General features: G+C 48.7%; 14 protein-coding genes. All 14 read right to left on the bottom strand.

Annotated elements, in window-relative coordinates; all coding sequences use genetic code 11:
* Positions 1-9: 9 nt before the first annotated feature.
* The 14 genes from AC1DF0_RS06555 to AC1DF0_RS06490 all read right to left on the bottom strand — a co-directional run bounded on the left by AC1DF0_RS06555 (position 10) and on the right by AC1DF0_RS06490 (position 25,242).
* Positions 10-4,368 (bottom strand): Ig-like domain-containing protein, encoded by a 4,359-nt coding sequence (locus AC1DF0_RS06555; RefSeq protein ID WP_477573417.1) that lies wholly within the window; start codon positions 4,366-4,368, stop codon positions 10-12.
* A 154-nt stretch (positions 4,369-4,522) separates the two neighbouring features.
* Positions 4,523-5,737 (bottom strand): methionine adenosyltransferase, encoded by a 1,215-nt coding sequence (metK, locus tag AC1DF0_RS06550; RefSeq protein WP_477573416.1) that lies wholly within the window; start codon positions 5,735-5,737, stop codon positions 4,523-4,525.
* A 165-nt stretch (positions 5,738-5,902) separates the two neighbouring features.
* Entirely contained in the window at positions 5,903-6,178 is a 276-nt protein-coding gene (locus AC1DF0_RS06545; RefSeq protein ID WP_475822603.1) for a small, acid-soluble spore protein, alpha/beta type, read from the bottom strand.
* A gap of 113 nt (positions 6,179-6,291) precedes the next feature.
* Positions 6,292-6,777 (bottom strand): hypothetical protein, encoded by a 486-nt coding sequence (locus AC1DF0_RS06540; RefSeq protein WP_477573415.1) that lies wholly within the window; start codon positions 6,775-6,777, stop codon positions 6,292-6,294.
* A 123-nt stretch (positions 6,778-6,900) separates the two neighbouring features.
* A complete protein-coding gene (locus tag AC1DF0_RS06535; protein WP_477573414.1) occupies positions 6,901-9,408 on the bottom strand; it encodes a hypothetical protein in 2,508 nt (835 codons plus the stop codon).
* 191 nt (positions 9,409-9,599) lie between these two features.
* Positions 9,600-12,092, bottom strand: coding sequence for an S-layer homology domain-containing protein (locus tag AC1DF0_RS06530; RefSeq protein WP_477573413.1), 2,493 nt, complete (start codon positions 12,090-12,092; stop codon positions 9,600-9,602).
* A 499-nt stretch (positions 12,093-12,591) separates the two neighbouring features.
* Complete coding sequence (locus tag AC1DF0_RS06525; protein ID WP_477573412.1) at positions 12,592-16,755, bottom strand: S-layer homology domain-containing protein; 4,164 nt, start codon at positions 16,753-16,755, stop codon at positions 12,592-12,594.
* Positions 16,756-16,938: 183 nt separating this feature from the next.
* The gene (locus AC1DF0_RS06520; protein WP_442049465.1) at positions 16,939-18,081 is read right to left on the bottom strand and encodes a glycosyltransferase family 4 protein; all 1,143 of its coding nucleotides are present in this window, start codon (positions 18,079-18,081) and stop codon (positions 16,939-16,941) included.
* 207 nt (positions 18,082-18,288) lie between these two features.
* Entirely contained in the window at positions 18,289-19,038 is a 750-nt protein-coding gene (locus AC1DF0_RS06515; RefSeq protein ID WP_477573411.1) for a WecB/TagA/CpsF family glycosyltransferase, read from the bottom strand.
* 7 nt (positions 19,039-19,045) lie between these two features.
* Positions 19,046-20,191, bottom strand: coding sequence for a polysaccharide pyruvyl transferase CsaB (gene csaB, locus AC1DF0_RS06510; RefSeq protein ID WP_477573410.1), 1,146 nt, complete (start codon positions 20,189-20,191; stop codon positions 19,046-19,048).
* Positions 20,155-22,287, bottom strand: a complete 2,133-nt coding sequence (locus AC1DF0_RS06505) for a DUF5693 family protein (protein ID WP_477573409.1) — start codon at positions 22,285-22,287, stop codon at positions 20,155-20,157. The genes csaB and AC1DF0_RS06505 overlap by 37 nt, the downstream gene beginning before the upstream one ends.
* 33 nt (positions 22,288-22,320) lie before the next feature.
* The gene (locus AC1DF0_RS06500; protein ID WP_477573408.1) at positions 22,321-24,048 is read right to left on the bottom strand and encodes a phospho-sugar mutase; all 1,728 of its coding nucleotides are present in this window, start codon (positions 24,046-24,048) and stop codon (positions 22,321-22,323) included.
* Between the two features lie 62 nt (positions 24,049-24,110).
* On the bottom strand, positions 24,111-24,542 hold the full coding sequence (gene fabZ / locus AC1DF0_RS06495) for a 3-hydroxyacyl-ACP dehydratase FabZ (protein ID WP_477573407.1): 432 nt from the start codon (positions 24,540-24,542) through the stop codon (positions 24,111-24,113).
* 139 nt (positions 24,543-24,681) lie between these two features.
* The gene (locus AC1DF0_RS06490; RefSeq protein WP_477573406.1) at positions 24,682-25,242 is read right to left on the bottom strand and encodes a CDP-alcohol phosphatidyltransferase family protein; all 561 of its coding nucleotides are present in this window, start codon (positions 25,240-25,242) and stop codon (positions 24,682-24,684) included.
* Positions 25,243-25,432 lie beyond the last annotated feature (190 nt).

The following is a 25,432-nucleotide window of genomic DNA, read 5'->3' as shown; positions in this document are numbered from 1 at the left end:
ACCTGTCTATTAAGGAGTAATAAAGTCCACGTACTCCAGCAAACGCATGATCAACGCAGCGCCTTCTGCTCTCGTCGCATTCGTAAGCGGGCTCATTACTGTCGTCGTTTTGCCGTACATGATTCCTGCATATACTGCTTTGGCTACGTCTGCCTGCGCATATGTGCCGATTTTACCTTTGTCTGTGAAGTTGTTCAAATACGTCGATGCCGATGATGGCAACGTGATGGTAACGCCAGCGACTGCTGCCGCTCTACCCATCATAACCGCCATATCCTGTCGCGTAATCGGGCTATTCGGCTTGAACGTGCCATCCGTGTTGCCGAAAATTATGCCGGCCTCGGATGCGGCTCCGATATAAGCCCCCATCGTCGTGTTCGAGCTTACGTCCTTGAACTTTGCAGCCGCCGTCTTATTGCCTGTTAATCCGAGTCCTTTGGCAATATACGTTGCGAACTCGCCGCGCGTTATGTTCGCCTGCGGTTCGAACTTCGTATTCGTTCTGCCTTCGACGATATACTTTCGTGCCAGTGTATTAATGGCAGGCGCAGCCCAATGGTTCGTTACATCAGAGAACGATTTCGAGCTTTGCACGAGCGCATATGCACTGTTACCCTTGCGTTTGAACGTTGCTATCGTCTTGCCGCCGGAAGTAGAGAACGTAGTCGGCACATACGAGATGGTGCCAGCCTGTTCGTCGTACCATACAACGGACGATTGGCTCGTCGACACACTTGCATACGTTGCAATCGTGCGATTGACATAACCTTTGAAACCGGTAATAGGCTTGATGATCGAACCGCTCGCCGCTGACACATCATAGTGAACCGGTCCCGAAATGATTTGTCCGCCCGTAGTGCCCAGCGTTGACGTCAGCTTCGTTGTCAGGGAAGAATTTCCTTGATCGATCTTGATAAGCAAATTGCCTACGGATCCGCCTGCATTAAGTGATGCCATAATAGCCGAGAAATCCAGCGCGGCTAACGGAATTTCATAGCTCGTGTCGCCATAGATCACTTTAAAGATCGCTTTTGTTCCCAGTCTGTACGCATTGTCCAAAGCGCTTAACGGCACGGATACAATTGCCGCGCTCTCCGTAACGGGAACCGTGAACACGACCTTCGGAGCCGCTACGCCTGCCGATCTGGCTGTCTGATATGCCTGGCTAATCAAATCCTGCGGCAGCGTATACCGTTGCGCCGACATGCCTGCAGGCGAAGTATCGGTTGCGGAAGCTACGGATGTACTCTTGATGCCGATTCCGCCGTCTACGGATTCGAAGTCGCCCGATAACGTATCGAGCAGCGTCGTCTGATTAGCGACATTCACATTTTCAAACCCGTCCAGCGTGATGCCTTTCGATGTCTGAAGTCCAAATCCGTTGGAGAAGTAAGTTACTGTCATCGCGTCGCCAATTCCCGGAGGAGCGGACAAAGTAAGCTTCACGACTGAACCGCTTACGGTTACAAGCGAAACGGGTGACAGAACCCCCTTCACCTTAACCGAAAATTGAATACTCGACGGTACATAGGCATTGTTCAACGATTCGTTGAAGGTTAGCGTGACGGTCGTCCCTTTGGCTACAGCTCCAAGCAAGCCGCTCTTCGCGTCGCCGGATTCTGCCGCAACTTGCGAGAACGCAGGCGCTTTATTGTCAGCCAAATCTGTAAGCGCGATTCCGCTTTGCGAATAAGACACTTTGACCGATTGGCCGCTGCTTACGGCTGTGCTAAGCGCCAATGTAACCGTATCGCCAACTACGCTTACCGTCGTGACCGTTCTCGCAACGTTATCCACCAGCACGCTATATTGGCCCGCCGATGGCTTCGTTACAGGATTGAGACTCTCGTCGTACTTAATCGTAATGAGAAGGCCGTTAGCCGTAATCGCCTGCACTTTAGGGGCCGTATTATCCGTTCCGCTCGTCGCGGATGCGTTCGAGAAGGCGGCTACGTTATTGCCGGATGAATCCCTTAGCGGATAAGAGCCCGGCGAGTAGCTCACCTTAACCGATTGCGTGCCCGTAATAACCGTATTTACGGTCAGCACTACGACGCTGCCGTTGCCCGATATGGCAATCGGGTAATACACGCTGCTTCCTATTGTCACACTGAATTGCAAATAGGCATTCGCGCTAGGCGCGATCAAGTTTTTGCTGAAAGAGAGCGTAACGCTGCTCCCAGATGCCGTTATACCAAGCAGCTTCGGAATAGAAGTATCCGATACTAAAGGAACATCCATGCTCACAATGCTTGAAGCCGCGTTTTCCGATATATCTTGAATAAGTCCCGGCGTTCCTTTCGTATAAGAAAGTTTGACAAGCTGTCCGCTTAGAATTGGACTCGATAATGTAAGCACAACTGTCGTTCCGTTTACCTGCACCGAGTTTACTGGGCGGAAAGCCCCGTTTACCGTAATGTAGAAGCTGCCCGCAAGCGGCTTTACATTCGAGTTGAGTTCMTCGTTGTAGGTCAATATTACGGAGCTGTCGTTCGCCTCGACTTTGCTGATTACAGGAGGCGTAAGATCAGTACCTATCGTCTTGAACGCCCATTGATATTCATTCTGAATGCCGACGTAATAGTTGCCTGCAATATCAGTAATGACATTCGGATCGATATAGACATAATAGCTCGTGGTTCTAGTTAAAAGTCCCACAGGTTTAATAATTAATTTCTTTTCGTTAGCACTGTCGATTGATAACGTTGTGTTATAAGAAGTTCCCGTACCCACACCATAAATCGTTACTCTTGCAGTACCAGCTAAATACTCGTCGCTTAGAGCGATGCCCTCGCTAAACGTCATCGTAAACTCTGCGTCCTCTTTTACGGCAATAGCATTATTTGCTGGTGTCTGTGCCACGGCAATCGGCTTAACCGTGTCGCTCGAAACGCTAAAAGTCCAACCCGTATTGGTCGTAATCCCGCCGTAATAATTGCCTGAAGCATCGCGGAAAGACGTATTTCCCACGATGACATAATATTTCGTATTGTTGACGAACGGTTTCTTCGCTTCGCCGTTATACGCTTTATTAGGGTCGATCGTAATCGTATTCGTTCCCCCGCCGGTGACTAGATCCGAAGTAACGGGAATGGAACGGAACAACGCGCCGGTACCTGACACTCTAATCTCGATATTTCCGCTGCTAGGCAGAACATTTTCGCTAAACGTCATTTGAAGCTTTGTATTCACATTCGCAGCTGTTGCACGATTTGCAGGCGATAAAGTTGCAACCGTTGGCGCGGTGGAATCTTTCGTCGTGAAGTTCCACACGCTTGCACTCGTAATACCTGTGAAATAATCGCTTGTTCCAGCAATTTCGTATGCACCAGAATCTATAACGACATAATACGAAGTGTTTGCTCGCAATGCTGGACTTGGCGTAATCGTTACAACGTTGCCGGCAATAGACGTATTCGTCGCTCTTATGCTCTGGAACGTCTCATTCGTGCCTACAATTTTAATATGGATATACTTATTGCTCACAGCTCTTACCGCTGTATTAAATGTAACAATCAGCTTAGCATTCGTTTCGATGTTGACAGCATCATCGGCCGGAGAGAATGGTGCAGCTATTTTGATTGCAGAGTCCATTGTTGTAAAATTCCAGTTGCTGCCGCTGTACGCATTCCCTAGTTCATCCTGGAATTGTCCGCTGCCAATCGTAACCCTGTACGTCCTGTTCGGCTGCAACGCAACTGGCGGCGTAATTGTAATCGTACTCGTTCCGCTTCCCCGAACCGAACTGGACGTTACAGCAATATTTTGACTGTCATCACCGGATACGACTGTAATATTTCCGCTAGTCGCGAATACCGGTTTGCTAAAATTAAGAGTGATCGCCGTATTCGTTGGAATCCCTGTGCCTTGGGGAGCATAAGATTGCAAACTAAGCGTTATCGGCTCATCCGTCTCAACCGTTTTGAAATTCCACGCATCCGCCGATTGAATGCCAGCATAGCCAGCCCCGTTTGATTCATTGACGAACGCACCTGCGGTAATAAGCACGTAATAATTCGTATTAATATCAAAATCCTTTTGCGGATCAATCGTAACTTCGGATTTATTAGCCAAAATCCTCACGCGGCTGCTGGAGACGCTCAGACTTTCGAATGGCATATTTGTAGATGCTTCATATATCGTAATCGTATTTGCACTCGAACCTTTCGCTACATTCTCATCAAAAATGATCCTAAGTAAGGCTCCTGGTGCAACATTTATTAAATCGTCGGCCGGAGTTAAGCTTAATGCGATCGGCCCTGCCGCTGCCGCGGAAACATGCTGCGAATGCGATGACCAGCCTGTAAGGCCGATTTGCAGCAACAATACGACAGCGATGAACAAAGACAGCTTGCTGGTTCTTTTCATTCCATTTCACTCCTCAAAAATTACAGTCGTATCTTATTTGTCGGTTTTTGAGGTTGAAAAATTTAGGTTATTTAACTTTTTAACATTGTTGAACGCAAAAAGAGGCCGTTCCTCCTATAAGAAGGTACAGCCTCTTTTGATTTGTCTTTATGAATTATACGCTGGTAGATGCGCCAGCTTCTGCTTTCAGCTTATCCGCTTTGTCGACGCGTTCCCAAGGAAGGTCGATGTCCGTGCGGCCGAAGTGACCGTACGCAGCTGTCTGAGCGTAGATTGGACGACGCAGGTCCAGCATCTTGATGATGCCCGCCGGGCGAAGGTCGAAGTTGCTGTTGATCAGCTCAACGAGCTTCTCTTCCTCGACTTTGCCTGTACCGTACGTATCGACGTTGATCGATACCGGCTTAGCAACGCCAATCGCGTATGCCAATTGTATTTCGCATTTGTCCGCAAGGCCTGCAGCTACGATGTTTTTCGCTACGTAACGCGCGGCATAAGCTGCCGAACGGTCAACCTTTGTAGGATCCTTGCCGGAGAATGCACCGCCGCCGTGACGAGCGTAGCCGCCATACGTATCAACGATGATTTTACGGCCGGTAAGACCAGCATCGCCTTGAGGTCCGCCGATAACGAAACGGCCTGTAGGATTAATGAAATATTTTGTTTCTTCATCAAGCCATTCCACTGGAACGACTGGTTTGATAACTTGCTCGAGAATATCCTTTTGAATTTGCTCAAGCGTAATTTCCTCAGCATGCTGTGTCGATACAACGATCGTATCCACGCGAACCGGCTTGCCATCGACGTATTCAATCGTTACTTGCGTTTTGCCATCTGGGCGCAGGTAATCAAGCGTACCGTTTTTGCGCACTTCCGATAAGCGTCGTGCGATACGGTGCGACAGGGCGATCGGAAGCGGCATAAGCTCAGGCGTCTCATTTGTCGCGAAACCGAACATCAAGCCTTGATCACCTGCTCCGATGTCTTCGTTCTCTTGCTTCATATCCTTGCCGTCGCGTGTTTCAAGCGCAGCGTTAACGCCTTGCGCAATATCGGCAGACTGCTCGTTCAGCGAAGTGAGAACAGCGCAAGTGCTGGAGTCAAAGCCATATTTCGCACGCGTATAACCGATTTCCTTAATCGTACGGCGAGCAATCGCCGAAATATCAACATAATCCGCACGGCTGCTGATCTCGCCAATAACAAGCACAAGACCTGTTGCTACAGAAACTTCGCAAGCGACACGCGCATATGGATCTGCTTCAAGGAATGCGTCTAAGACTGCGTCAGATATTTGATCGCATATTTTATCGGGATGGCCTTCCGTTACTGATTCCGATGTGAACAAGTGGCGTCCTTTGACCGACATCCGTATCAACCTCCTACAACCTTAGTATGGAATAAGAGCTAACTTTCTACACAAAAAATGAACCTTTTCCGCGAAGGAAAAGGTTGTTAGACAACTCTTCTAAAACAGTATGATACCGAAATTGTCGCTTACTGTCAATGGACGCCCTTTTTAATTCCGAGGGGATTACTGGTAGTTTCCAAGCACCTGTTCTGCTTGAGCGATGAGGCGCTTCGTAATCTCCCCGCCAACAGAGCCGGCTTGACGCGTCGACAAGTTAGACCATTGAACACTGCCGCCGCTAGCGCCAGTCGTACCGCCTAATTCGCCTGCGAATTCCGTATCATGACCAGTGCTTCCGTAGCCTCCAGATGTGAGGCCAAACTCGGCAGCAATTTCATATTTCATTTGGTTTAGGGCAGATTTGCAATTCGGTACTACTACTTTATTCGAACGACTCATTGTGGTGACACCTCCAAGTAATGTAGGAACAATTGTATTGTGTGCCGTTCCTGGCTCCTTGAAGCGTATAACCTATTGTCAGTTCGGGGAAAATGTAGTATTCATTCCATCCGCTATTGCAGAACGTAGCTGCCTCTTACCAACACCGTAAGCCCATTCTTCTGAGCAGGATCAGGTTGAATGCCACGGCCTTCACGAGGGAAGATAAGCAAGTGGTTCGCCGGAACGGCTGTGCCCTTCTTAAGCTCCGTACCGTCCGTCAGATCCGCTACGCCGTTCGTATCCACACTATAAGCGAGCGCTTTGCCTACACGTACGATGACCTCGGTACCGGCACCCGCAAGCAATATTTTACCGGCAGGCACGGCTACAACTTCTAGTGTCGCACTCGCACCGCTTCCTCCGCCTGAACCGCCGCCTCCATTAATCTTAGCAAGCTGCTCGTCGACATAACTCTTTGTCACGACAGGATCTTCTACAGAGCCTGGCGTGAGCGTGTTTGATTCCGCTTCAAGCGGCGAAACGAAGTTAACGCCGATCCATACGCCTGCACCTATAAGTACGCATGCGGCGACGATTCGTAATACCTTTTGTTTCACTTGGCAGTCTCCTCTCATATCTATTTATCTCTTAATAAGATACTAGATTTGAGTAGGATTAACCAGCTTTTTGTATCCACTCTAGCATCTCTATGAATCTATTAAAGCGTCTAAAGCCCATTATTACGTGGTCGTGAACCATTTTACTTTTTTCGTAGCGATAAGCATCTTCGCGCCTTCGAACACATCGTAGACGTTAACCGTATACGTATCGTTGAGGTTATTGAGTTTGTTTAAGATATTGGCATCATTAAAGACAACCGACAGCGGATTCAACGTGCCCTCTTCGAGTACGGTAAGCGCGTTGTCATCGGATTTTTTTAACGCGAATGTTTTGGAGTAAGTCGTATTAGAACTGCCTCCATTCAATTCAATTACGATTTTATGATCTCCTGCAACATAATCATAATCGTTTCCGACAGCAAGATCGTAATCTAAATCGAATTGAATGCCATCCGAGTTTCCTTCGCCTGAGAATGCAAGCTGCGTACTCAAATTTTTAAGGCTAAGATTGTATCCGCTGAATGTAATGCCAAGCAAATCAGTCTTCACTGCTGATCCCGACTCGTCCGTAAGCTTGTACGCGACCGGATTCATCATAACGGTTGATTTCACTTCGCCAGCGGTTGTTTCTGCTGTTTTTCCGATTATCAGAGACGAACCTAATCGGTTGAAATTCTTTGAAACTTTGGCCCATGCAGATACTAAGACTTTGCCTTCCGGCGTTACTCTCTCCGTGAATTTAATGAATTGGACCGGAATCGTAAAGCCTGTCACATCTTGCAAATAACCACCAATATCGGCGATAGCTGCATAACGCTGTTCATTGTTCGTTATGACGAATTCACTGTAGAAATAGCTCTCCGTCACGTTATCATAGAATCTCGTCGTAAGCAGCTTAATATCCGCTTTGCGTCCCGCATTGTTGATGAGATAGCTTTGATCCTTTGTTTGCGTTGGAACTGTGCTAACCGCTTGCGCACCGAATTGATACAGCTTCTTCTCCTTATCTGTTGAAGTTGCCGGCAGCTCCGTAAGAACTAGCGAGATATTGCTTACTTGCGCCGTATAAGGAATATTCACATGAACATATTTGGTGACCGTAGCATTAGGCTCGATATACAGCTCGCTATCCAAAGAAGTGACCTGATGCGCATCGGAGATTTGTACGCCGTTCAACATGAAATAACCGCTCAAATTCGGCGTTTTCTTAGCAGCCTTGCTCGTATTCGTTATTGTGATCTCGGCAATCAACGAATCTTTCTCGGATGTCGGCAGCCGGTGAACCGAATTGAATTTAACGAGATAGCCGTCGTCATAGCTGTACGTGTTGCCGCCGGTTGCGACGCCGCCGTCTTTCTTCACTTTATAGCTGGCTACGACGTAACCCGAGTTCGTTTCCGTTACACCAGAACGTACGACAAGCTGGGACGTATTCAAATTCACCGATGCCGGGATGTCTCCGCTCATGGTGATCGTTTTCTTGATTTTCGGCAGCAATGAAACGGCTGTCCCTTCGGCATTGTTAGATGCTAGCGGATAAACAACACCACTTGCCGTAACAAGCGAGAAGTTCAAATTCGGTACGTTGGTGAAGGTTGTCCCGATATTCTCAAGATCGTAATCCATTTCGATCTTCAAGCTGCTGTCATCATTCTCGCTCGTCGTTACAAATCCGACACCACTGTTAACCGTAACGCCGTTCAAATAAACCGTCTTTACTTTACCGACTTCTACAGCCGCTGCAGGCGTTACTTTCGGCATATCGAACACGCCTACTGGAATGCTTGAGCTTGTACCGCCTTCGTTCGGTGATGCTACGATTAATGCGAACTTCTTTCCCTTCATAGCAAGCGGCATCGTTGAGCTTAACGTAATGATTTTTCGTTCTTTTGGCTGAATAGTAAGATTCGTCAATGCCGTAGTATCGACATTGTATGTAGCTAAGCCTTCCGATTGTGCGAACAGTTTCATATTAGCTACGTTGACACTCTGAAGGCCCGAGTTTTCAAGCAAAAAGCTCATCGTTACGTAAACGTTGTTTTTATCACTGGTCACCATATATTGCTTTAGTGCGCCACGAAGCGTTCCGCCATTGTATAACATTGTTTTAGCTTGAAAAGCGGTTGTTTTATCGGTCGAGCCTTCAGGGAAACTAAGCTTCCCAAGTAACTTTTCGTAATTGGATGAAGAGAAGTCCCATTTAATAATATTAAATGCGAGGTCGGAAAGCTTCGTATTCATATTAACAACCGCATAATAAGTAACATTAACCGTTGTATTAGGAGCAACGGTTAATTTAGTTTTGTCGGCCTCCGTCACTTTGGATATGTACCGGCTCCCCGACTTCGTAACCAAACGAATATAGTAATCTTGCATATTAATAGTTGTGTTGCCGCTATTTTTAATTGTAACTGTATAAGCGAATACTTTACCTTGATCCTGCATCAAGAACTGACCGTCACGTACGGTAATCGTGCTGGATGCATTAAGCTTGACGCTTTGACTCGTAATCGATGCCGCCTCAGCGATCTCTACAACCTTCAATGGCGATAACGGGATCGCCGATTGAGCCAATAATGCATACGTGGCTACAGTCGCTGCACCGATCTTGATCCACCTTGTATTCACAAATCATTCCTCCTCGAACTTATTAACTGTATAGACGCTTACAGCCGTATAGAAGTTGCTGTTTTGTCCATAATAATTAACAGTATATCGCAGTTATGTGAACCATGGATGAACAGATACAAAAAAAGAGGCTGAGCCTCTTAATCGCGGAGCGATTAAGAGGACAGCCTCCTTCTTAGGTCATTCTACTATTAACGAACTACAACTGTAAGTGTGTAAGCAACATCGTTAATGATAACGATCAGTGTTGCCGAACCAGTTTGGCCGCTAACAGCTGTCCAGTCACCATCAGCTGCATCAACTGCGTTGTATGCAGGGATCAAGCTTTCTTTGGAAGAGTGAACTGCGATCTTATCAGCAGCAAGCGTAAGCGTTGTGCCGTATTGATCTTTCACAGTAAACGCGCCTTGGATTGCTGCGAACAGATCAGTCGAAGCAGTTACGGACAGCGAGTTTTTAACTTGAGTTACTTTTGTCAAAGTCGAAGCTGTGTTCACAACAGTGAATTTCAGCGTAGCTACTTTAACGGAATCAACATAAACGGTTACGGACTCAGTACCAGCTGCATATGCAACTACGTCAAGACCGTCGATTTCAACTGCTCCACCTTCGGAAGCTTCTTCAGCGTCAACAAGCGTTACAGTAACGCCGTCAGTTGCTGCTTTACCGATGTAGTTGCCGTTAACGTCTTTTTTGTACACGTTAACTGTTACAGCAGAATCAAGCTCAGTGTCTGCAGCGTCGCCGTTAACATCCAGGTTAGTGCTGCTTACTACTGCAGCGTAACCAGCGAATGTACCAGCTTCTACAACAGAGATAGAAACGGATTTCGTGTAATCAGCAGCTACGATTTTGATTGTTGCAGTGCCTTTAACAGCATCTTCATCAAGTTCGATTGGCAATTCAGCTACGCCGTCAGTAATTGTTACAGCAGTAGCAGTTTTGGACAAATCAGCGATTACGCCATCTTTGCTTGTCGTTACTTGAGCAGTCGTGTCGATTGGGAACACGTCGCCGTATTGATCAAGAACTTTGATCGTCAAAGTGTTTTCGATATCGGAACCAAGTACCAATTTCGAGTTTGTGATTACAGCCGACAAAGATTTTTTCTCTGCATTTGCTTTAACTTCAACAGTTACTGTTTTGGAAACTGTTTTGCCGTTGTAAGTTGCTTTTACAAGTACGGAAGCCGTACCAGTTTTGATTGGGGAAACATAACCGCTTTCTTCATCAACCAATGCGATCGATGGGTTAAGCGATCTGTAAGTTACGGACAAAGCAACGTCAGTGATTTTAACGCCGTCTTGGTCAAGAACTTTAGTAGCCAGGTATTGATCGGTTTCACTAGCGCTCAAAGCAAGATCTGTTTTAGCGAAAGTTTCGCTATCTGGATCAGCAGACAATGTAACAGCATCGATAGTAGTAGCAACGTCAAGCGTTCCTTTTACAGTGATGATTGTGTTGCCTGTTTCGAACAAAGTTTTGCCTTCGTCGCCAAGCAATTTAACGTTAACAACTGCGTATTGAGCAGCATTCTCGGAACCAGTGTAGTTAGTTACAAGGTCAGTACCTACAACGTTTTCGTTCGAGCTTTCAACGGAGATTACTTCTTCGTCAGTAAGATCGAAGTCAGGAGTGATGTCGTTACCGCTTGCGTCTTTGATTACAAGACCTACAGTTTTGTTATCAGCGTAAGTAGTGCCTGAGAAAGCGATGCTTGCAGCAGCCGTAGCAGCGTAAGTTACTTCTTTCGAAGTGGAAGCAAGAACCAGGTTGTTTTCTTTGGAAACTACGCCTTCTGCTACTACTACATAAGTAGTTTCAGTATCAAGCGAATCAGTCAAGGAAACTTTAACCGTTTTGCCATCGATTGCTACGCTCTCAACAACGTTGATTGCATAAACATCGTCTTTAGCGTGAACTGTGAAGTTGCTAGCTACAGCAGTACCAACTTCAACATTGAATGTTGCTACCAATGTTTTGGAGTTAGCCGCTTTAACCGATTCAACTACGATTGCAGCTGGAACTTGAAGAGCTACATAAGCGCTGTAAGAAGCAGTTACAAGCAATCCGCGAAGAGCTGGAATTGTGTAGTCAGCTTGAGCTGCGAAGATGCCGTTAGCGATTGCTTTGCCAACATATTCTTTAGCCCATTCAGTTACAGTACCTTCTACAGCTACTGCGTCTTTAAGCGTGTAACCAAGTTTAGCCAAAGCGTCAACAGCTAGCTTAGCCAGTTGTTCGATTGTTACGTTCGAGCTTGGGCCGAAGTTGCCGTCGCCAAGACCGGAGATGATTCCAAGATTAGCCGCGAAGTCAACATAAGGCTTAGCCCAGTGACCAGCAGGAACGTCTTTGAAACCAGCGTCAGGTGAAGTAACGCCATCTTTGTAGCCAGCAAGCTTAGCGATAATTACCGCTGCTTGTGCGCGTGTCATTGTTTGATCCAGACCAGCTTCGCCGCCTGGCAAACCTGCGAAGATACCAGCTTTCACTAGTTCGTCGTATTTTTGTTCTGTTGTTTTTTCATCAGCCGCGAATACCGATGTTGCGAACATCGAGAATACCATCGCGATTGCTACGAGCAAAGATAAACTTTTTTTCATAACCTTTTTTTCTCCTCCTCTAAATACCTTCGGTTGTTGAGAGTGTTGATTGGATAATAGATTGCTCGGTTCTCTCATGCCGATTCACCCCCTTCCCAGAGTAGAGCATTGATTTCGTATAAATGATGTCTGCGCGCATGCTTAACCCTATGTAATAACATGTCGCAGAAACTTGTAAACAATAAGTAAAAGAGTGCTAGAGTAGGTGTACCACTATAACATTATACAATGGGCTACCCGTACCGTAAAGAGGAAGTTGAGAATTCATTCCAACTATTTGGCTATTCCGATGCGCATTCGTCAAATTTCATTGCTTGTTTTGCGCTGCCATGTATTTAGACGCAATGCCCAGGGAAAAGTTGCGCTTTTGCCTGAAAAGTTTTTTTATGTACGATTCAGTTGGATGAGCCCTTTCTTTCTTTACTTTGCTAGTATAGCTTGTTTCACTCATCAACGTCGATACTTAAGTTTTTCCATGGATAATGTTTCAGGATTCTCATATTACCGCTATCTCAATAACAATATTAACGGCCGCAGACTATGCCTGCGGCCGTTTCATGGCGTGCTTCACTAGCTATTAATTAATTTTAGGCAGCTTCTTCAGATCGGCAAGAATCTTCGCGGTAATAATCGCTGCATCTGAACGAAGCAAGTTGGATCTAGGCTCGAATACATAGCCAGCCTTTGGATTGCTTGCATCGACAGGCGAGCCTACGATAAAGCCTTTCTTCGCCACTGCAACTACGGAAGACTGAGCGTAATAGTTTACGTCGCCGCTGTCCTTGAAGATCTTGTCCAGATCCTTCTTGATCTTCGTTGCGTCTGTCCCCAGCTTCAGGTCAAGCGCTCTAGCAATGATTACCGCTGCTTCTTGGCGAGTCAGGTTAACGTTCGGCTGATAAGTTTGAGGCCCCGTTCCTCGAATGATGCCTTCGCGGGCAGCAGTCTCAATGTAACGGTAATCCCATAACGCATCCGGATTAATAATAGTAGGAACGTCGTTGAAATGCGGTTTGCTCAGCTCGTAGTTGAGCGGAATATCGAGCGCCTTCACCATCATTCGAGCAAATTCGCCGCGGGATACATAAATATCCGTTCCGAATTCATCGTAGCCTGCTGCGTTCATTACCCCTTTAGCATAAATAGCTTCGAGGAAGTTGCGCGCATACGGATGAGAGGTTACGTCTTCGAATGCGTACACCATCTTGCCAACGACATAATAACCGAATTTATTGAACGGAACGGTAATCGTGTTTTTCTTCACGTCTACAACGCCGCCAATATTTTCCCAATACTTCGCTTTCACGTCGTAACGGTAAACCGTAATAATCGTGCCAACGCTGTCCTTCATATTCGGATCGAAAGTAAGCGTCAGTTCACCGGTCTTAGACGTGACCAATTCTCTGTCGTCAGGACGGTCGTCATAAGTCGGAACTTTGGTGCCGTTCGTACCTTTTGCGCCCGGGAATTGATATGGATCTACGCCCATTGTTAACGGGTCATAAGAAGCGGAGTTCGGATCATCGGCAAGACCCGCATCGATCCAATAAACAGGACTAGCTTTCGTAAATCTCGTCGGGTAGGAAAGACGGAATCTTGTCCCGAAGCTCTCCAGCGTAATATCGTACCCTGGCGGTTTCTCTTCCAGTTCGCGGCGGTCAACGACACCGTCTTCGCCGTTAGCGATGGCGAACAAGAGATTATGACCCGTGAACACTTGGTTTTTCAAGTCGGCCGGCACGTTGAAGTCGCTGCGTATTAAGGAAGTGTTAGCCGGGAACTTAAGGCTAACTGCGCCTTCGAATATTTTATGCGAGTTTTTCATCGTTTCCAGGTATTGAGCACCCGGAATGTTGGTTGGTCTGTACGTAATCTCAAAGCTGCTTTCCACTTCGTCATCAGCGCGTACGATCGTAAATTTGATTTCGTTTTTGCCGACTTTTAATGTATTCAAGTAAGCCCTGTACGTATTCGTATAATCAAGCTCAGGCGTCGACGGATTGTTATCGGAGTCGAATTCAATCTTCTCGGCCTTAATTTTATTGATCGTTACGGACTCCGTACCGACTGGTGCATCAATAACGACTTCAAGGAAGTTTTGGTTAACGATGCTCTTTGCCGGGAGAATCGGACGAACGATCGTGTATGGCATCGAGGTTGGATCCACTTCCAAGCGGTAGCTTGCTCTTGGACCCGTCTCTCCGTTGTTATACACCGTAAAGTTATACACGCTCGAGCTGCCGTCAGCATTTAGTTTCTGACGCTCCAGTATAAAGGAGAAGCTCTGTGTTGCAATATCGTATCTAACCGAAAGATTCTCGACGACTTGGTTAGGATTGACGATACCGATCTGTGCATTGTTAGCTGCACTGTTGATCACATAGAACGCTTTGGTCAGGTCCCACTTAATCGGCGCTTCAAGCGAGCTGCCATCGATCTTGAGAATATAGCTGGATGGCGGTGTCAAATTGTACGCTGGATTAGCCATATCCGCAATTTTTTGAGAAATGCTTGCAACCGTAATATTGTTACCAAAATCGATAAAGTCGAATGTTCCGAAAATGTTCATCGACGCTTCAGTTGTTGTGAAGATCGTTCCTTGCAGTGGGAATTTCGGATCGTTCGCCAGCGGCTCCTCGTAATTGGTGCTGTAAGGGAATATACCTAGCGCCGTATCAACAGGAATTACCGGCAGATTCGTAGGCACCAAATAAATTTTGATTTTCTTCTCATAGGCATTTTTCGAGCCTTGGAACACAAATCGGATTTCGTTCTCGCCACTGAATAATGCTCCGAAAGCACGAATGCGTTCAGCCGCATCGTAGATTTGGAATTTCGTCGGATCCGCAGCACTCTGCGGAGCTAGACGGATCGGCGTGTTGTTGATGTAGAAGAACACCGTTTGCGCGCCGCCGCTCGTCAAGTCGTAACGAATTTCCGATGTATTGTTAATATTGTTGATCTGACCCTTGAAATCGGACAACGCTTCGGTAATGACTTTTGTAGCGCGCTCCGTGCCCGTCAAGTTCGTATCGTCGTAAATCAACATATTATCGTAAATCGATTGGTAGCTAGTGAAAGGACCGAATAGCATTGTAAACGTAACCGTCTTATTCACTCCGGCTGGGGCTGCTCCGCCCACGTTAAGTTCTACGGTTTGCGTTCCTTCGAAAGGAAGTTTCTTAAATACAATGATTTCGCGTTTAAAGAGTCGGTTCACCCCGTTGATTTCTCGATAAACGAATTTCGTATTTAATTGATTCGATATGTTTTCAAAATTGGCGTTGCTTGCGTTTGCGAGGTAGGTGCTGCCTGCTCCTACACCAGTTAAGCTTGTCAAATTGTTCACGGTAACAAGATTACCTGTGTTCGTAATGTCGGGATTCGCAACGAGCACTTCCATCGCAAAAGGAATGCTAAACAAATTTATACCCTCTAGCGTCGAGCTAGTTAAATTTTCAAATGGCTTACCCGTCTCGTAGCCGCTCAAATAATTGATTTGCTCGATATAACGTTGGTTCGCGTTTCGAAGCGAGAAGTTCATGATGCCCGTGCCTTCGTTATACGATAGGCTCTGAGCCTTTTTCTTCTCGTTCACAGCCGTTAGCTTAATGCCGTATTGAACGTTATAATCCGGTGCCGCGCCTACAAAGGTGCTAAGAGGAGCACTGAACTCGTACACGTAGAACGCGTCTGTTGCACTGCCAACAGGCAATGATGCAGAATTCGTATACACGGATCCTGTTACCGTCGTTGGCGATTTGGTAAGGGAATAGCTGATCGGGATTTGGTTGTTCGGATCCGGATGCGGCTCCAAAATACCGTCCGCGGGAACTGAATCGTCCTTTTGGTAGTTCGGAACGATTACTTTACCCTTTACTTGAACGTTGCTAACATTCGTAACAGAGAAGTTAGGGTTGTACTCTAGCGCCGCTGTATTGGTAGTTGTCCCGACCAGCTCGCTCAAGTTAACGTCGTAGAACGTTACATTTCCGTTATAAAAAGCGATTTCGCGTGATGTCTCGATCGTTTGATCGGCGTTCTTGACGCGAATCGTCACAAGGTTTTTGCCTTGCTGCAAGTTAATCGGAGAAGCGGCGAACTGGTAGTTGTTCGAACTGCTGACGTTGTACGTCTTGCTGCTACTGTTCGTAACAATCGTTACGGACTGCGCGTTAGGAGCGAAGCCTGTAAGGCTGATGTCGGCGGAAGTTTTGCCGGCCGAGTTGGCCGAATGAACTACCGTCGTTCCATTCTCTTCGATGCTGAAACGATTGCCGTCAAGCTGAGCAACCAAATCATAGAACACTGGTGCGTTATGATAATTAATATAGATGGAGTTAGTAACTTCTCCTCCCCCTTGCACGCCTCGGAATGTGATGCGGTTAAGGCCCGGGAAAAGTTCAATGTTGTATACTTGAATGTTGAATCCGTTAATGTAGATATTGCTCGTCACGTTCTCGCGCTTCGAACCAATCTGATCATCGGCCGGATCATTATTACCTTTATTGTTGATGATTTGGACGACATCGTACGAAACCGTCGATCCGTTGACGTTGCTGATCGAACCAGCAAGCGTCACTCGCGGCTCGGTCGTAATGCGCGGTGCAGTCGATAAGTCGGATTCGTTCGCAAAGCTAAAGCTTCCCGTCGCGGCAGATACTCCTGTGCCGCTGTACGGCGGCAGTACCTGGAGGACGAGGGCCAGCATTAGCAATACTGCTGAGATTTTTTTAAACACAATTAGCCTCCTCCACTTCTGTCCTTTAAAGTTAGATGTAACGTATATATCGGACAGACCGCAGCCAAAGTTTAGGTTAAACATGAATTTCCAAATATGACAAGTAAGTCGGGTAAAACAAAAAAGCCCCGAGCCTCTTGATACAAGGGCTCGGAGCTTTGTTCATACAGTAATATGAAGTTATTATTTCGAACGCGATTCCGCGTTAACCTTAGTCCGCAAGAAGATGCGGTTAAGGAAACTAATAAGCGGCTTGCGTGTCTTGTCTACAATGCCGGTAACCTCTGCACCGATCTGCAGGAAGAACATGAGCAAGCAGATAACGGCGAACGTGATCCAATTGGCCGCGCTCGATTGCACGATAGTCGACTGCACGATCGCAAGTCCGCCGAAGATAGCGGCAACGCTCCAGATAATGAGAACGGTCTTGCGGTGGCTGAAGCCAAGATCGCGCAGACGGTGATGCAAGTGACCCTTATCCGGTGCGAACACCGGGCGCTTGTTCACCCAGCGGCGAATGATCGCGAAGAACGTGTCCGAGAGCGGAACGCCGATAATAAGAAGCGGCGTAACGAAGGATACGATCGTAACCTGCTTGAAGCCAAGCATGGAGAGCGTCGCCAAGCTGAATCCGAGGAACAGCGAGCCGGAATCTCCCATGAATATTTTCGCAGGATGGAAGTTGAACACAAGAAAACCGACGATGCCGCCAAGCAGCAGCGTACTAAGCAGGATGATCGGCTGGAAGCCCATCAGCGATGCCATGACTACGATCGTCGCAATGGCGATACCCGACACGCCTGCAGCAAGCCCGTCCAAGCCGTCGATCAAGTTAATCGCGTTCGTAACGCCAACGATCCATAGAATCGTAATCGGAATCGCGATCCAATGAGCGATAGGCTGCATCGTCTCGCCGAACGGAATGTTCAGCAGATCGATCTTCACTCCGAAGCCGAATACGACAACGCAAGCTGCGGCGATCTGGCCGACCAACTTAACCTTAGCCGAAAGCTCGAAACGGTCGTCTAGAGCACCAAGCACAATTATGATCGTCCCACCGACAAGCAGCGCGTTAATCAGCTTCATGTCGCTCGGACGAAGCAAACCGTCAGGCAACAATGGGGACAATAAGAAGAATCCCCCTACAAATGCAATATAAATAGCTAACCCGCCAAGACGCGGCATAATGCGCGTATGTACCTTGCGGTGATTCGGTTTATCGATTGCGCCGACTTTGAACGCGAATTTCTTCACGAGCGGCGTCATGACAAGGGCTAATACAAGAGAGATGATGAATCCTATCGTGTACAGCAAGCCTACTGGCATTTTGTGCAACTCCCCTTTTCTTCAAATATAAGACGCTCACTTAAAAGCAGCCCTATATTTCCTGCGTGTAACGTCATTCTCGCCGTCAAAGGACGGAGATACGCGTTTACGCATGTACCGAAGTGAATTATACTCCGATTGAAAAAGAAACTCCAATCCCGTTTTCAACCGATTTTCACGATTTTCACTACATATTCGCGGTGTAAGTTAAGGTTTTGTCACTTTTTCTTTGTCGCGAAGCACTTTCACGACGAATTTCGGCAAAACAAGCATTCTTTTGTAGCGTTTTGGCTCTTGCATCAGGCGATAGAGCCATTCGAGACGCAACTTCTGGAAAACAGATGGTGCACGCTTCAATCTGCCGGAAATAACGTCAAAGCTTCCGCCGACACCCATAATGAGCGGTACGTTCAAGCCTTTCTTGTGCTTGACGATCCAAGGCTCTTGCGTATCCGCACCGCGCGCTACGAATAACAAATCGGGCGCCGCTTGGCGGATCTCGGCAATCACTTCATCGTCCTGCTCAGCGGTGAAGAAGCCGTTGCGGCAGCCTACGATCCTTACCTGCGGATACTGCAGCTGCAGCTTCTCGGCCGCCGCTTCAATAATTTCCTGCGTCGTGCCGAGCAAGTACACCTTCCAGTGGCGTTTCTCGCCTTGCTCCATTAGTTTGTTAAGCAACTCGATGCCTGTTACTCGCTCAGCAACCGGATTGCCGGCGTGCTTCGCCGCCCACACGACTCCGGCGCCGTCCGGCACGATCAAATCAGCCTTCAGCATCATCCGCGCATAATTCGGATCGTCCACCGCTGCCATAATCATGATCGGATTAGCCGTAATCACATGCGTAGGTGTTCTTGCCTCAATAGCTGTTGTAAGTAAACGAACCGTCTCGTCCAAATTCAGTTTCGAGAACGGTATGCCATAAATCGGCACGGTTGGATGATTATTCGACATGAGGAAGTCACCTCGATATAGTATGACGCAAGAAATGCACGATTTGTTGCGCCGGTTTTTGCGATTGTTCCACTAATTGGTCGATTGCGCGCTTATGCTTGTCCTGCCACTGACCACGCTGGTCAAGCAGCAAACATGCCGCATCGGCGAAAGCTTCTGCGTCCAGCTGCTCCGTCGTGCCGATTGGCGTTAGCCCTAGTCGATTCAGGAATTGATCGATCTTCGGATCGTAGGACAGGCCGAGCATCGGAATGCGCTGGCCTGCGGCATAGATAAGCGCGTGCAGGCGCATGCCCAGCAACGCGTCGCACCGGCTGACCTCGAGCAGCATCTGCTGCGGATGGTCGCCGGGAGCGGCCAGCTCGGCGGAGCTACCCTCGCCGAGCCGGCCGCGCAGCCGTTCCATCACCTGCTCCGACGTTTCTACGTCGGAGGGGGTGTGGAACGGCAAGAAGCGCAGCCGCACGGGCCGGCGGTGCGACAGCGCGACCAGCGCCTCGACGGCGCGCGCGAGATCCGCGCCGTCGCTGCGCCAGTGGCGCAGCGAAACGCCGATGACCGGCGGCGTCTCGCTCGCGCCGAGGGTCGCTGCCGCCTCAACGGCCGGCAGCGGCAAGCCCATCACCGGATCGGGCACGACGTCGATCCGGTCCACAGGGACCCCGATCCGCCCGAGCAAAGCGGCGGATTCGGCGTCCCGCACCGAAACATACTTGCTCCGCTTCATCACATTGCGGATCATCGGATCCATCCATCTTCGATTCACCGGGCCAATGCCCTGCGCATACGCAAACGTCGGCTTTCCGAGAAGCTGGGCCAACTTCATGATTCCCGTATAATACGGAATCGTCTTTACCCCCGTTGCGTCCTGGAGTAAACTACCACCGCCGCTAATGAGCCCATCGCAGCGACGGAGCGTCTTAATCACGTCCGCCGGACGCATCCGATGAGCCGATTCAACGCCGTACGTCTTGCTCGTCCACTCCGGGTTTACAGACAACACAATCGGTTTGACCGTTACGCCCTGCGCCTTGCCTTCCGCTTCAAGCGCGAGCAGAATCGAGAGCAGCACCGCCTCGTCACCGCTATTATGGAAGCCGTAAAAGCCGGAGATCGCTATTTGATATACTTGCGTATGAGAATCGGTGCCCATTTCTTCAAAACTCCCTCCACAATCAGCCACGCAACAATAAGAATGCAGCCGATAATTGCTCCCGTGCCTAGTCCAAGCAGAACGCGGATAGCCGAAATATAAAGCGGCGTATGCAGATGCGCGAACGTGTCAACCATCGACAGTTGGCCGATTGAGCCAACGATCACGAGCAACCATGCCGCGCGATAACGGAGCGATAAGAACAGTCCGAGCAAGAAGAGCGGGTGCGACAGCAGGAACTCCTTAAAGCGCGGCCTTACGCCGAACGTCTGCTCCAGGAAATTACGGATCACAAGCTCTATCGACGATACCGATCCAGCGTTGCCCGTACGCGACAAGTAATAATAACCGACGATGCCGATAACGGCGACGAGAACAACCCATGTAAGCGTAATAGGCTGCGCAAGCAGCTTGCGAATATTGAACAGCTTCGCATGGCCTGTATAAAGCACGACGTAGATCGCAACAAGCGCAATTGGCGCAAGATGCAGCACGCTAACGCCGCGGAATTGTTCCAATACAAGATTGTACGTAATATTGTTCAACAAGCCGAACACAAGCGGAACGGCTATAAGTGAAATCAATGCCGTCACTACGAACCAATTAATCGCCAGTCCAAGACGTTTGCCTACGGACGGAGCAGCGAACAACCAATTCAAGCGGCCATTCTTCCCTCCTGCAGCCTCTCCGCCCTCTGCAAGGGAGGCTTGGCTTCTGCCAACCGACCAATCTTCGCCTCCGACAATACGCCGATCGCCAACGGTTCTCGAGGTAATGCGATTCATCGCCCAAATGAGCGCCAGCGTCGGCGCAGCAACGGCAGCGCCCAGAGCCAAGGCTTGCTCCATCGTCGAGCTATTCAGCTTATACAAGCCGGCGCTTCCTACAAGACCGAGCAAGAACACCGGAATGTTGACGCCCGGTACGAACGTGCCGACAACGAGGGCAATAAGCGCAATCGCTCCCAGCGCTACAACGCCGCGAAGCGGCTTCGCCCATGACGGTTGCTCGTAATCGAACGGCTGCGGCTCGCCTGGCGTGAAGCCATGCTCAGAAAGCTTGGCTACAGCCCCGTTTTCCCCGCGCAGCGCTTGGCTTATTTTGTCCAGGTTATGAACGAATTTGCCCTTGTCCGCGTTGGCTTGTACCATGCCGTTCATAAAGAACATCCGAATATTGCGATCCTTCGCCGCCAACAAGAAACGGTCGGCGATTGCCTCAGGCGACATTTCCATCCCGTCTCCCGGAGAGAGGGAATAAAGGCGAACAATATTATAATCCGTATTGTACGCTAAATTATTTAACCCTTTTTGCGGTTTTTTCAAATTTTCAATCGCTATAAGTCCCATCTCATACTTATTCAACAATCCGGCGACGCTCAGCAAATTCGCCTTGTCCGAGCCGCCTTTCACGACATCCCCGTCGAACAGCACCCGGGTAACGCCGTATTCCTTCATCATACCGAGCTGCTCGTCCAAATCGGATTCCTCGTAAGGCTGGATTTTGTTCGAGATGCGCGGCAAAATATCAAAGCCTGCATCATGAAGCTCCCGAAGCGTCATTGGATCAAAATCCATCGTCTTCATGACCGCTTCGGCAACCGGCATTTCAATGACAAGACCATTTTTACCTTCGTAAGACCAGTCTCTGTATACAGCTTCAGCTCGGTCGAACGCTTCGCGGACGATCGGGCCGATCTGCTCTTCCTCTTCCTTGCCATTGTATAAAATATAAGTGAAGTTTTGTCCCGGCGTTTCGAACTTGCCTTGCAGCAGAGCTGCGTCGCGGGAGCTAAAATACATCAGCCTGCCGGAGAGCACTAGCTCCTTGAGCGAGCTCTCGTAGACAGCCATCGTCGTGATACCCGAATCCTTAAGCAACTGGAGCTTTTCCTTCACGAACTCCCGAGGCTTCGTCTGCAGCTCCGACACTTCAATAATATCGCGATAGTCGAATACATACTCAATGTTCTTCGACGTCTTCTCCATTTCCATACGAACCAGGCCAAGCGGCATGGCCGCCGCCACGCCAATCAGCGTAATGACCCATAACCATATCTTCGCGTGCCGATTCCATTGCTGCCATCGTAAAAGCACGAAACTCCTCCGTTCTAAATTACAGTTTCCCGTCTATGCTTTGCTGTCAACGCGTGCCATAACGGCATTCTTCAACGCTTGAAGCGACTCTGCAGCCGCAGCCGTCGATTCCCCTTTGACCGCAAAATAAACTTTGATTTTCGGCTCCGTGCCCGATGGGCGCAAGCAGAACCAAGATCCGTCCGCACGAAGATACTTAAGCACATTTTCCGGACGAAGTCCGTCTAGGCCGCCAGCGTAATCAAGCACCTGTTCAACCTTCACGCCGCCGATCTCGGCAGGCGGATTCTGACGCCAGTCGTCCATGATCGCCGCGATCTGCTGAACACCGTCGAATCCTTTGAGCGTGCGGGATTCCAAGCCCTCCAAGTACACACCGTGCTGCGCATACAGCTCAAGCAGCACATCGTATAAAGTCTTCCCTTTGCTGCTATAATAAGCAGCCGCTTCACAGATCAACAGCGCAGCGACAATCGCATCCTTATCGCGCGCGTATGTGCCCGTCAGATAGCCGTAGCTTTCCTCATAACCGAATAGAAATGCACGCTCGCCCGTTTGCTCGTAACGCGTCATTTTCTCGCCGATATATTTGAAGCCCGTAAGTGTATTTTCAACGGCAACGCCGTATGACAAAGCGATATCCGCGCCCATCTCGCTCGTGACGATCGTCTTAACAACGACGCCGTTAGCTGGAAGCTTGCCGCGCTCTTGCAGTTGGCTAAGTACATAATGAACCATCAATGCGCCCGATTGATTGCCTGACAGAACGACGTATTCGCCTTCGTTGTTTTTCACGACGGCGCCCATGCGGTCCGCATCCGGATCCGTACCGATAATGATATCGGCGCCAGTCTCCTTCGCGAGGGCAATCGCCAGCGTGAATGCTTCTCGTTCCTCGGGATTCGGAGACTTCACCGTGCTGAAGTAACCGTCTGGATTCTCCTGCTCCGGTACGATGTGAACGTTGCGGAAGCCCGCTTGCTTCAGCACCTCGCGAACAGGAATGTTTCCTGTTCCGTGCAACGGCGTGAACACGACGCCGAACTTCTCGCCGATCTCGCCTTTCAGCAGCTCGCCATTCAAGCTTTGCGCTGAAACCGTATCAATGAATTGTTGATCCGCATCAGCGCCCAGCCAGCGAAGCAAACCTTTAGCTTCCGCTTCCTCGCGGCTTATGCGCTTGATCTCCCCGAAGTCTACGATTTGGCCAATCGAAGCGATAACTTGCTCTGCTTCCTCCGGAATGAGCTGACAGCCGTCTGCTCCGTATGCCTTGTAGCCGTTATATTCAGGAGGGTTATGGCTTGCCGTAATGACAATGCCGCTCGCCGCGTTCAACGCGCGAACCGCAAAGGACAATTGCGGCGTAGGACGCAGCCCTTCGAATAAATACGTCGTAATGCCGTTAGCCGCAAGCACAAGCGCCGAATCCAGCGCGAATTCAGGCGACAGATTGCGGGAGTCATGCGCGATAACGACCGAAGGTTTGCCGCTTTCAGCGTCTGCTTTGGCGAGCAGCCAATTCGATAGACCTTGCGTCGCTTTGCCGACGGTATAAGCATTCAACCGGTTCGTTCCTGCACCCATAACCCCGCGCAAGCCGCCTGTCCCAAATTCAAGATCGCGATAGAAACGATCCGTCATTTCCTTCTCGTCGCCGGCGATGCCGCGCAGCTCCGCCTTCGTCGCTTCGTCGATGAGCGGATCATTTAACCATGCTTCATATTTGGCCGCAGCCGTGTTCAGGGATGATTGAGTCATATATTCAACCTCTTTCTTCGTATCTTTGATAATCAAATCGAGCCTACGTGTGCAACAAATGATTAATTACGATCGGACAGAGCAAACATAAGCTCTCCTTCGGCTACTACCTTGTCACCAACTTTTGCAGTCGCTTTTCCTTTGCCGATCGGCCCTTTGAGGCGCGTAATCTCTACCTCAAGAATAAGGGTATCGCCAGGCTTCACTTGGTCGCGGAAACGGAAGCCGTCAATGCCCGCGAAGAATCCAAGCTTGCCGCGGTTCGCTTCTACCATAAGCATCGCAACCGAGCCTACTTGCGCAAGCGCCTCCACGATCAATACGCCCGGCATAACCGGATAACCTGGGAAATGCCCTACAAAAAAGGGTTCGTTCATCGTTACGTTTTTGAGTCCGACGGCCTTTACGCCCGGTTCAACCTCCAAAATACGGTCGACGAGCAGGAACGGAGGGCGGTGCGGAATAATTTCTTGGATTTGATTAATATCGAGCATGTTAAACAATACCCCTTTCGCAAAGTTCACTAGTATAAAAAAAGTTATTTTAACTKAAACTATACTTATCCTTCATGAAACTGCAGTTCGTGGAGGTTAAGATAAGGGAGCTTGACTATGAGACCTGAAGCGTCTTTGGTCAAGCTTCTTTTTTCTCCGGCTCACCTTCCTGTTTATGTAGCAGCGCATCTACTTCCGGCTTATTTAGCGCCTTGAATAATACGATATACATAAAGGAAGTAATAAATGAGAACGCGATGACCGCCCAAAGATACGACTTTGCAAACGATGCATCGAAGAAAATAAACATGATGGCTGAATAAAATAATATCGTCGTCAGTTTCCCCATCCAGTTAGCCGGCACGGTCTTCTTGCCCCGAAAATGATAAAACATGCCTCCCGCTATCATGCCCAAATCGCGCAAAAACATCGCTCCAGCTGCAGCCCATGAAATCATGTCTGCCAGCAACAGCGATAAGATGACTGTTATGAGCATAAGCTTGTCGGCCAGCGGATCAAGCATAATGCCAACCGTTGTCACTTGTCCGCTCTTGCGAGCGATGTAGCCGTCCAAAATATCGGTAATACCGGCGGCAACCATAATCAGAAAGGCTGGGATCATATAACCGCTTGAGAATACACCTATGTAAACCGGAATTAACACAAAGCGTAATGAGGTTAATAGATTCGGCAGATTCAAACGGTCACACTCCTTTGCCTATTCCTGACTTTCGCCTCGGCTCCCAACTATTATACAACTACCATATGCAAATGAAAACCGCGCATGCGTCCCCCTTGGCAGAAGAATGCGCTGCATCCCCATAAATGTTGTAGTTCTCTATACCCATTTGAAATAAGTTGCCCTTTTTATCTTCATTTCCAACCTTTTC

The organism is Paenibacillus sp. 05T425 (assembly GCF_056396205.1).
The sequence above is the reverse complement of the archived record's forward strand: the minus strand, read 5'-3'. Positions and strand labels throughout refer to the sequence as shown.

Bases quoted from the DNA above. Each gene is read 5' to 3' on its own strand.
- metK (WP_477573416.1), bottom strand. From the start codon at position 5,737: ATGTCGGTCAAAGGACGCCACTTGTTCACATCGGAATCAGTAACGGAA.
- AC1DF0_RS06545 (WP_475822603.1), bottom strand. From the start codon at position 6,178: ATGAGTCGTTCGAATAAAGTAGTAGTACCGAATTGCAAATCTGCCCTA.
- AC1DF0_RS06530 (WP_477573413.1), bottom strand. From the start codon at position 12,092: ATGAGAGAACCGAGCAATCTATTATCCAATCAACACTCTCAACAACCG.
- AC1DF0_RS06520 (WP_442049465.1), bottom strand. From the start codon at position 18,081: ATGCCAGTAGGCTTGCTGTACACGATAGGATTCATCATCTCTCTTGTA.
- AC1DF0_RS06515 (WP_477573411.1), bottom strand. From the start codon at position 19,038: ATGTCGAATAATCATCCAACCGTGCCGATTTATGGCATACCGTTCTCG.
- csaB (WP_477573410.1), bottom strand. From the start codon at position 20,191: ATGGGCACCGATTCTCATACGCAAGTATATCAAATAGCGATCTCCGGC.
- AC1DF0_RS06500 (WP_477573408.1), bottom strand. From the start codon at position 24,048: ATGACTCAATCATCCCTGAACACGGCTGCGGCCAAATATGAAGCATGG.
- fabZ (WP_477573407.1), bottom strand. From the start codon at position 24,542: ATGCTCGATATTAATCAAATCCAAGAAATTATTCCGCACCGCCCTCCG.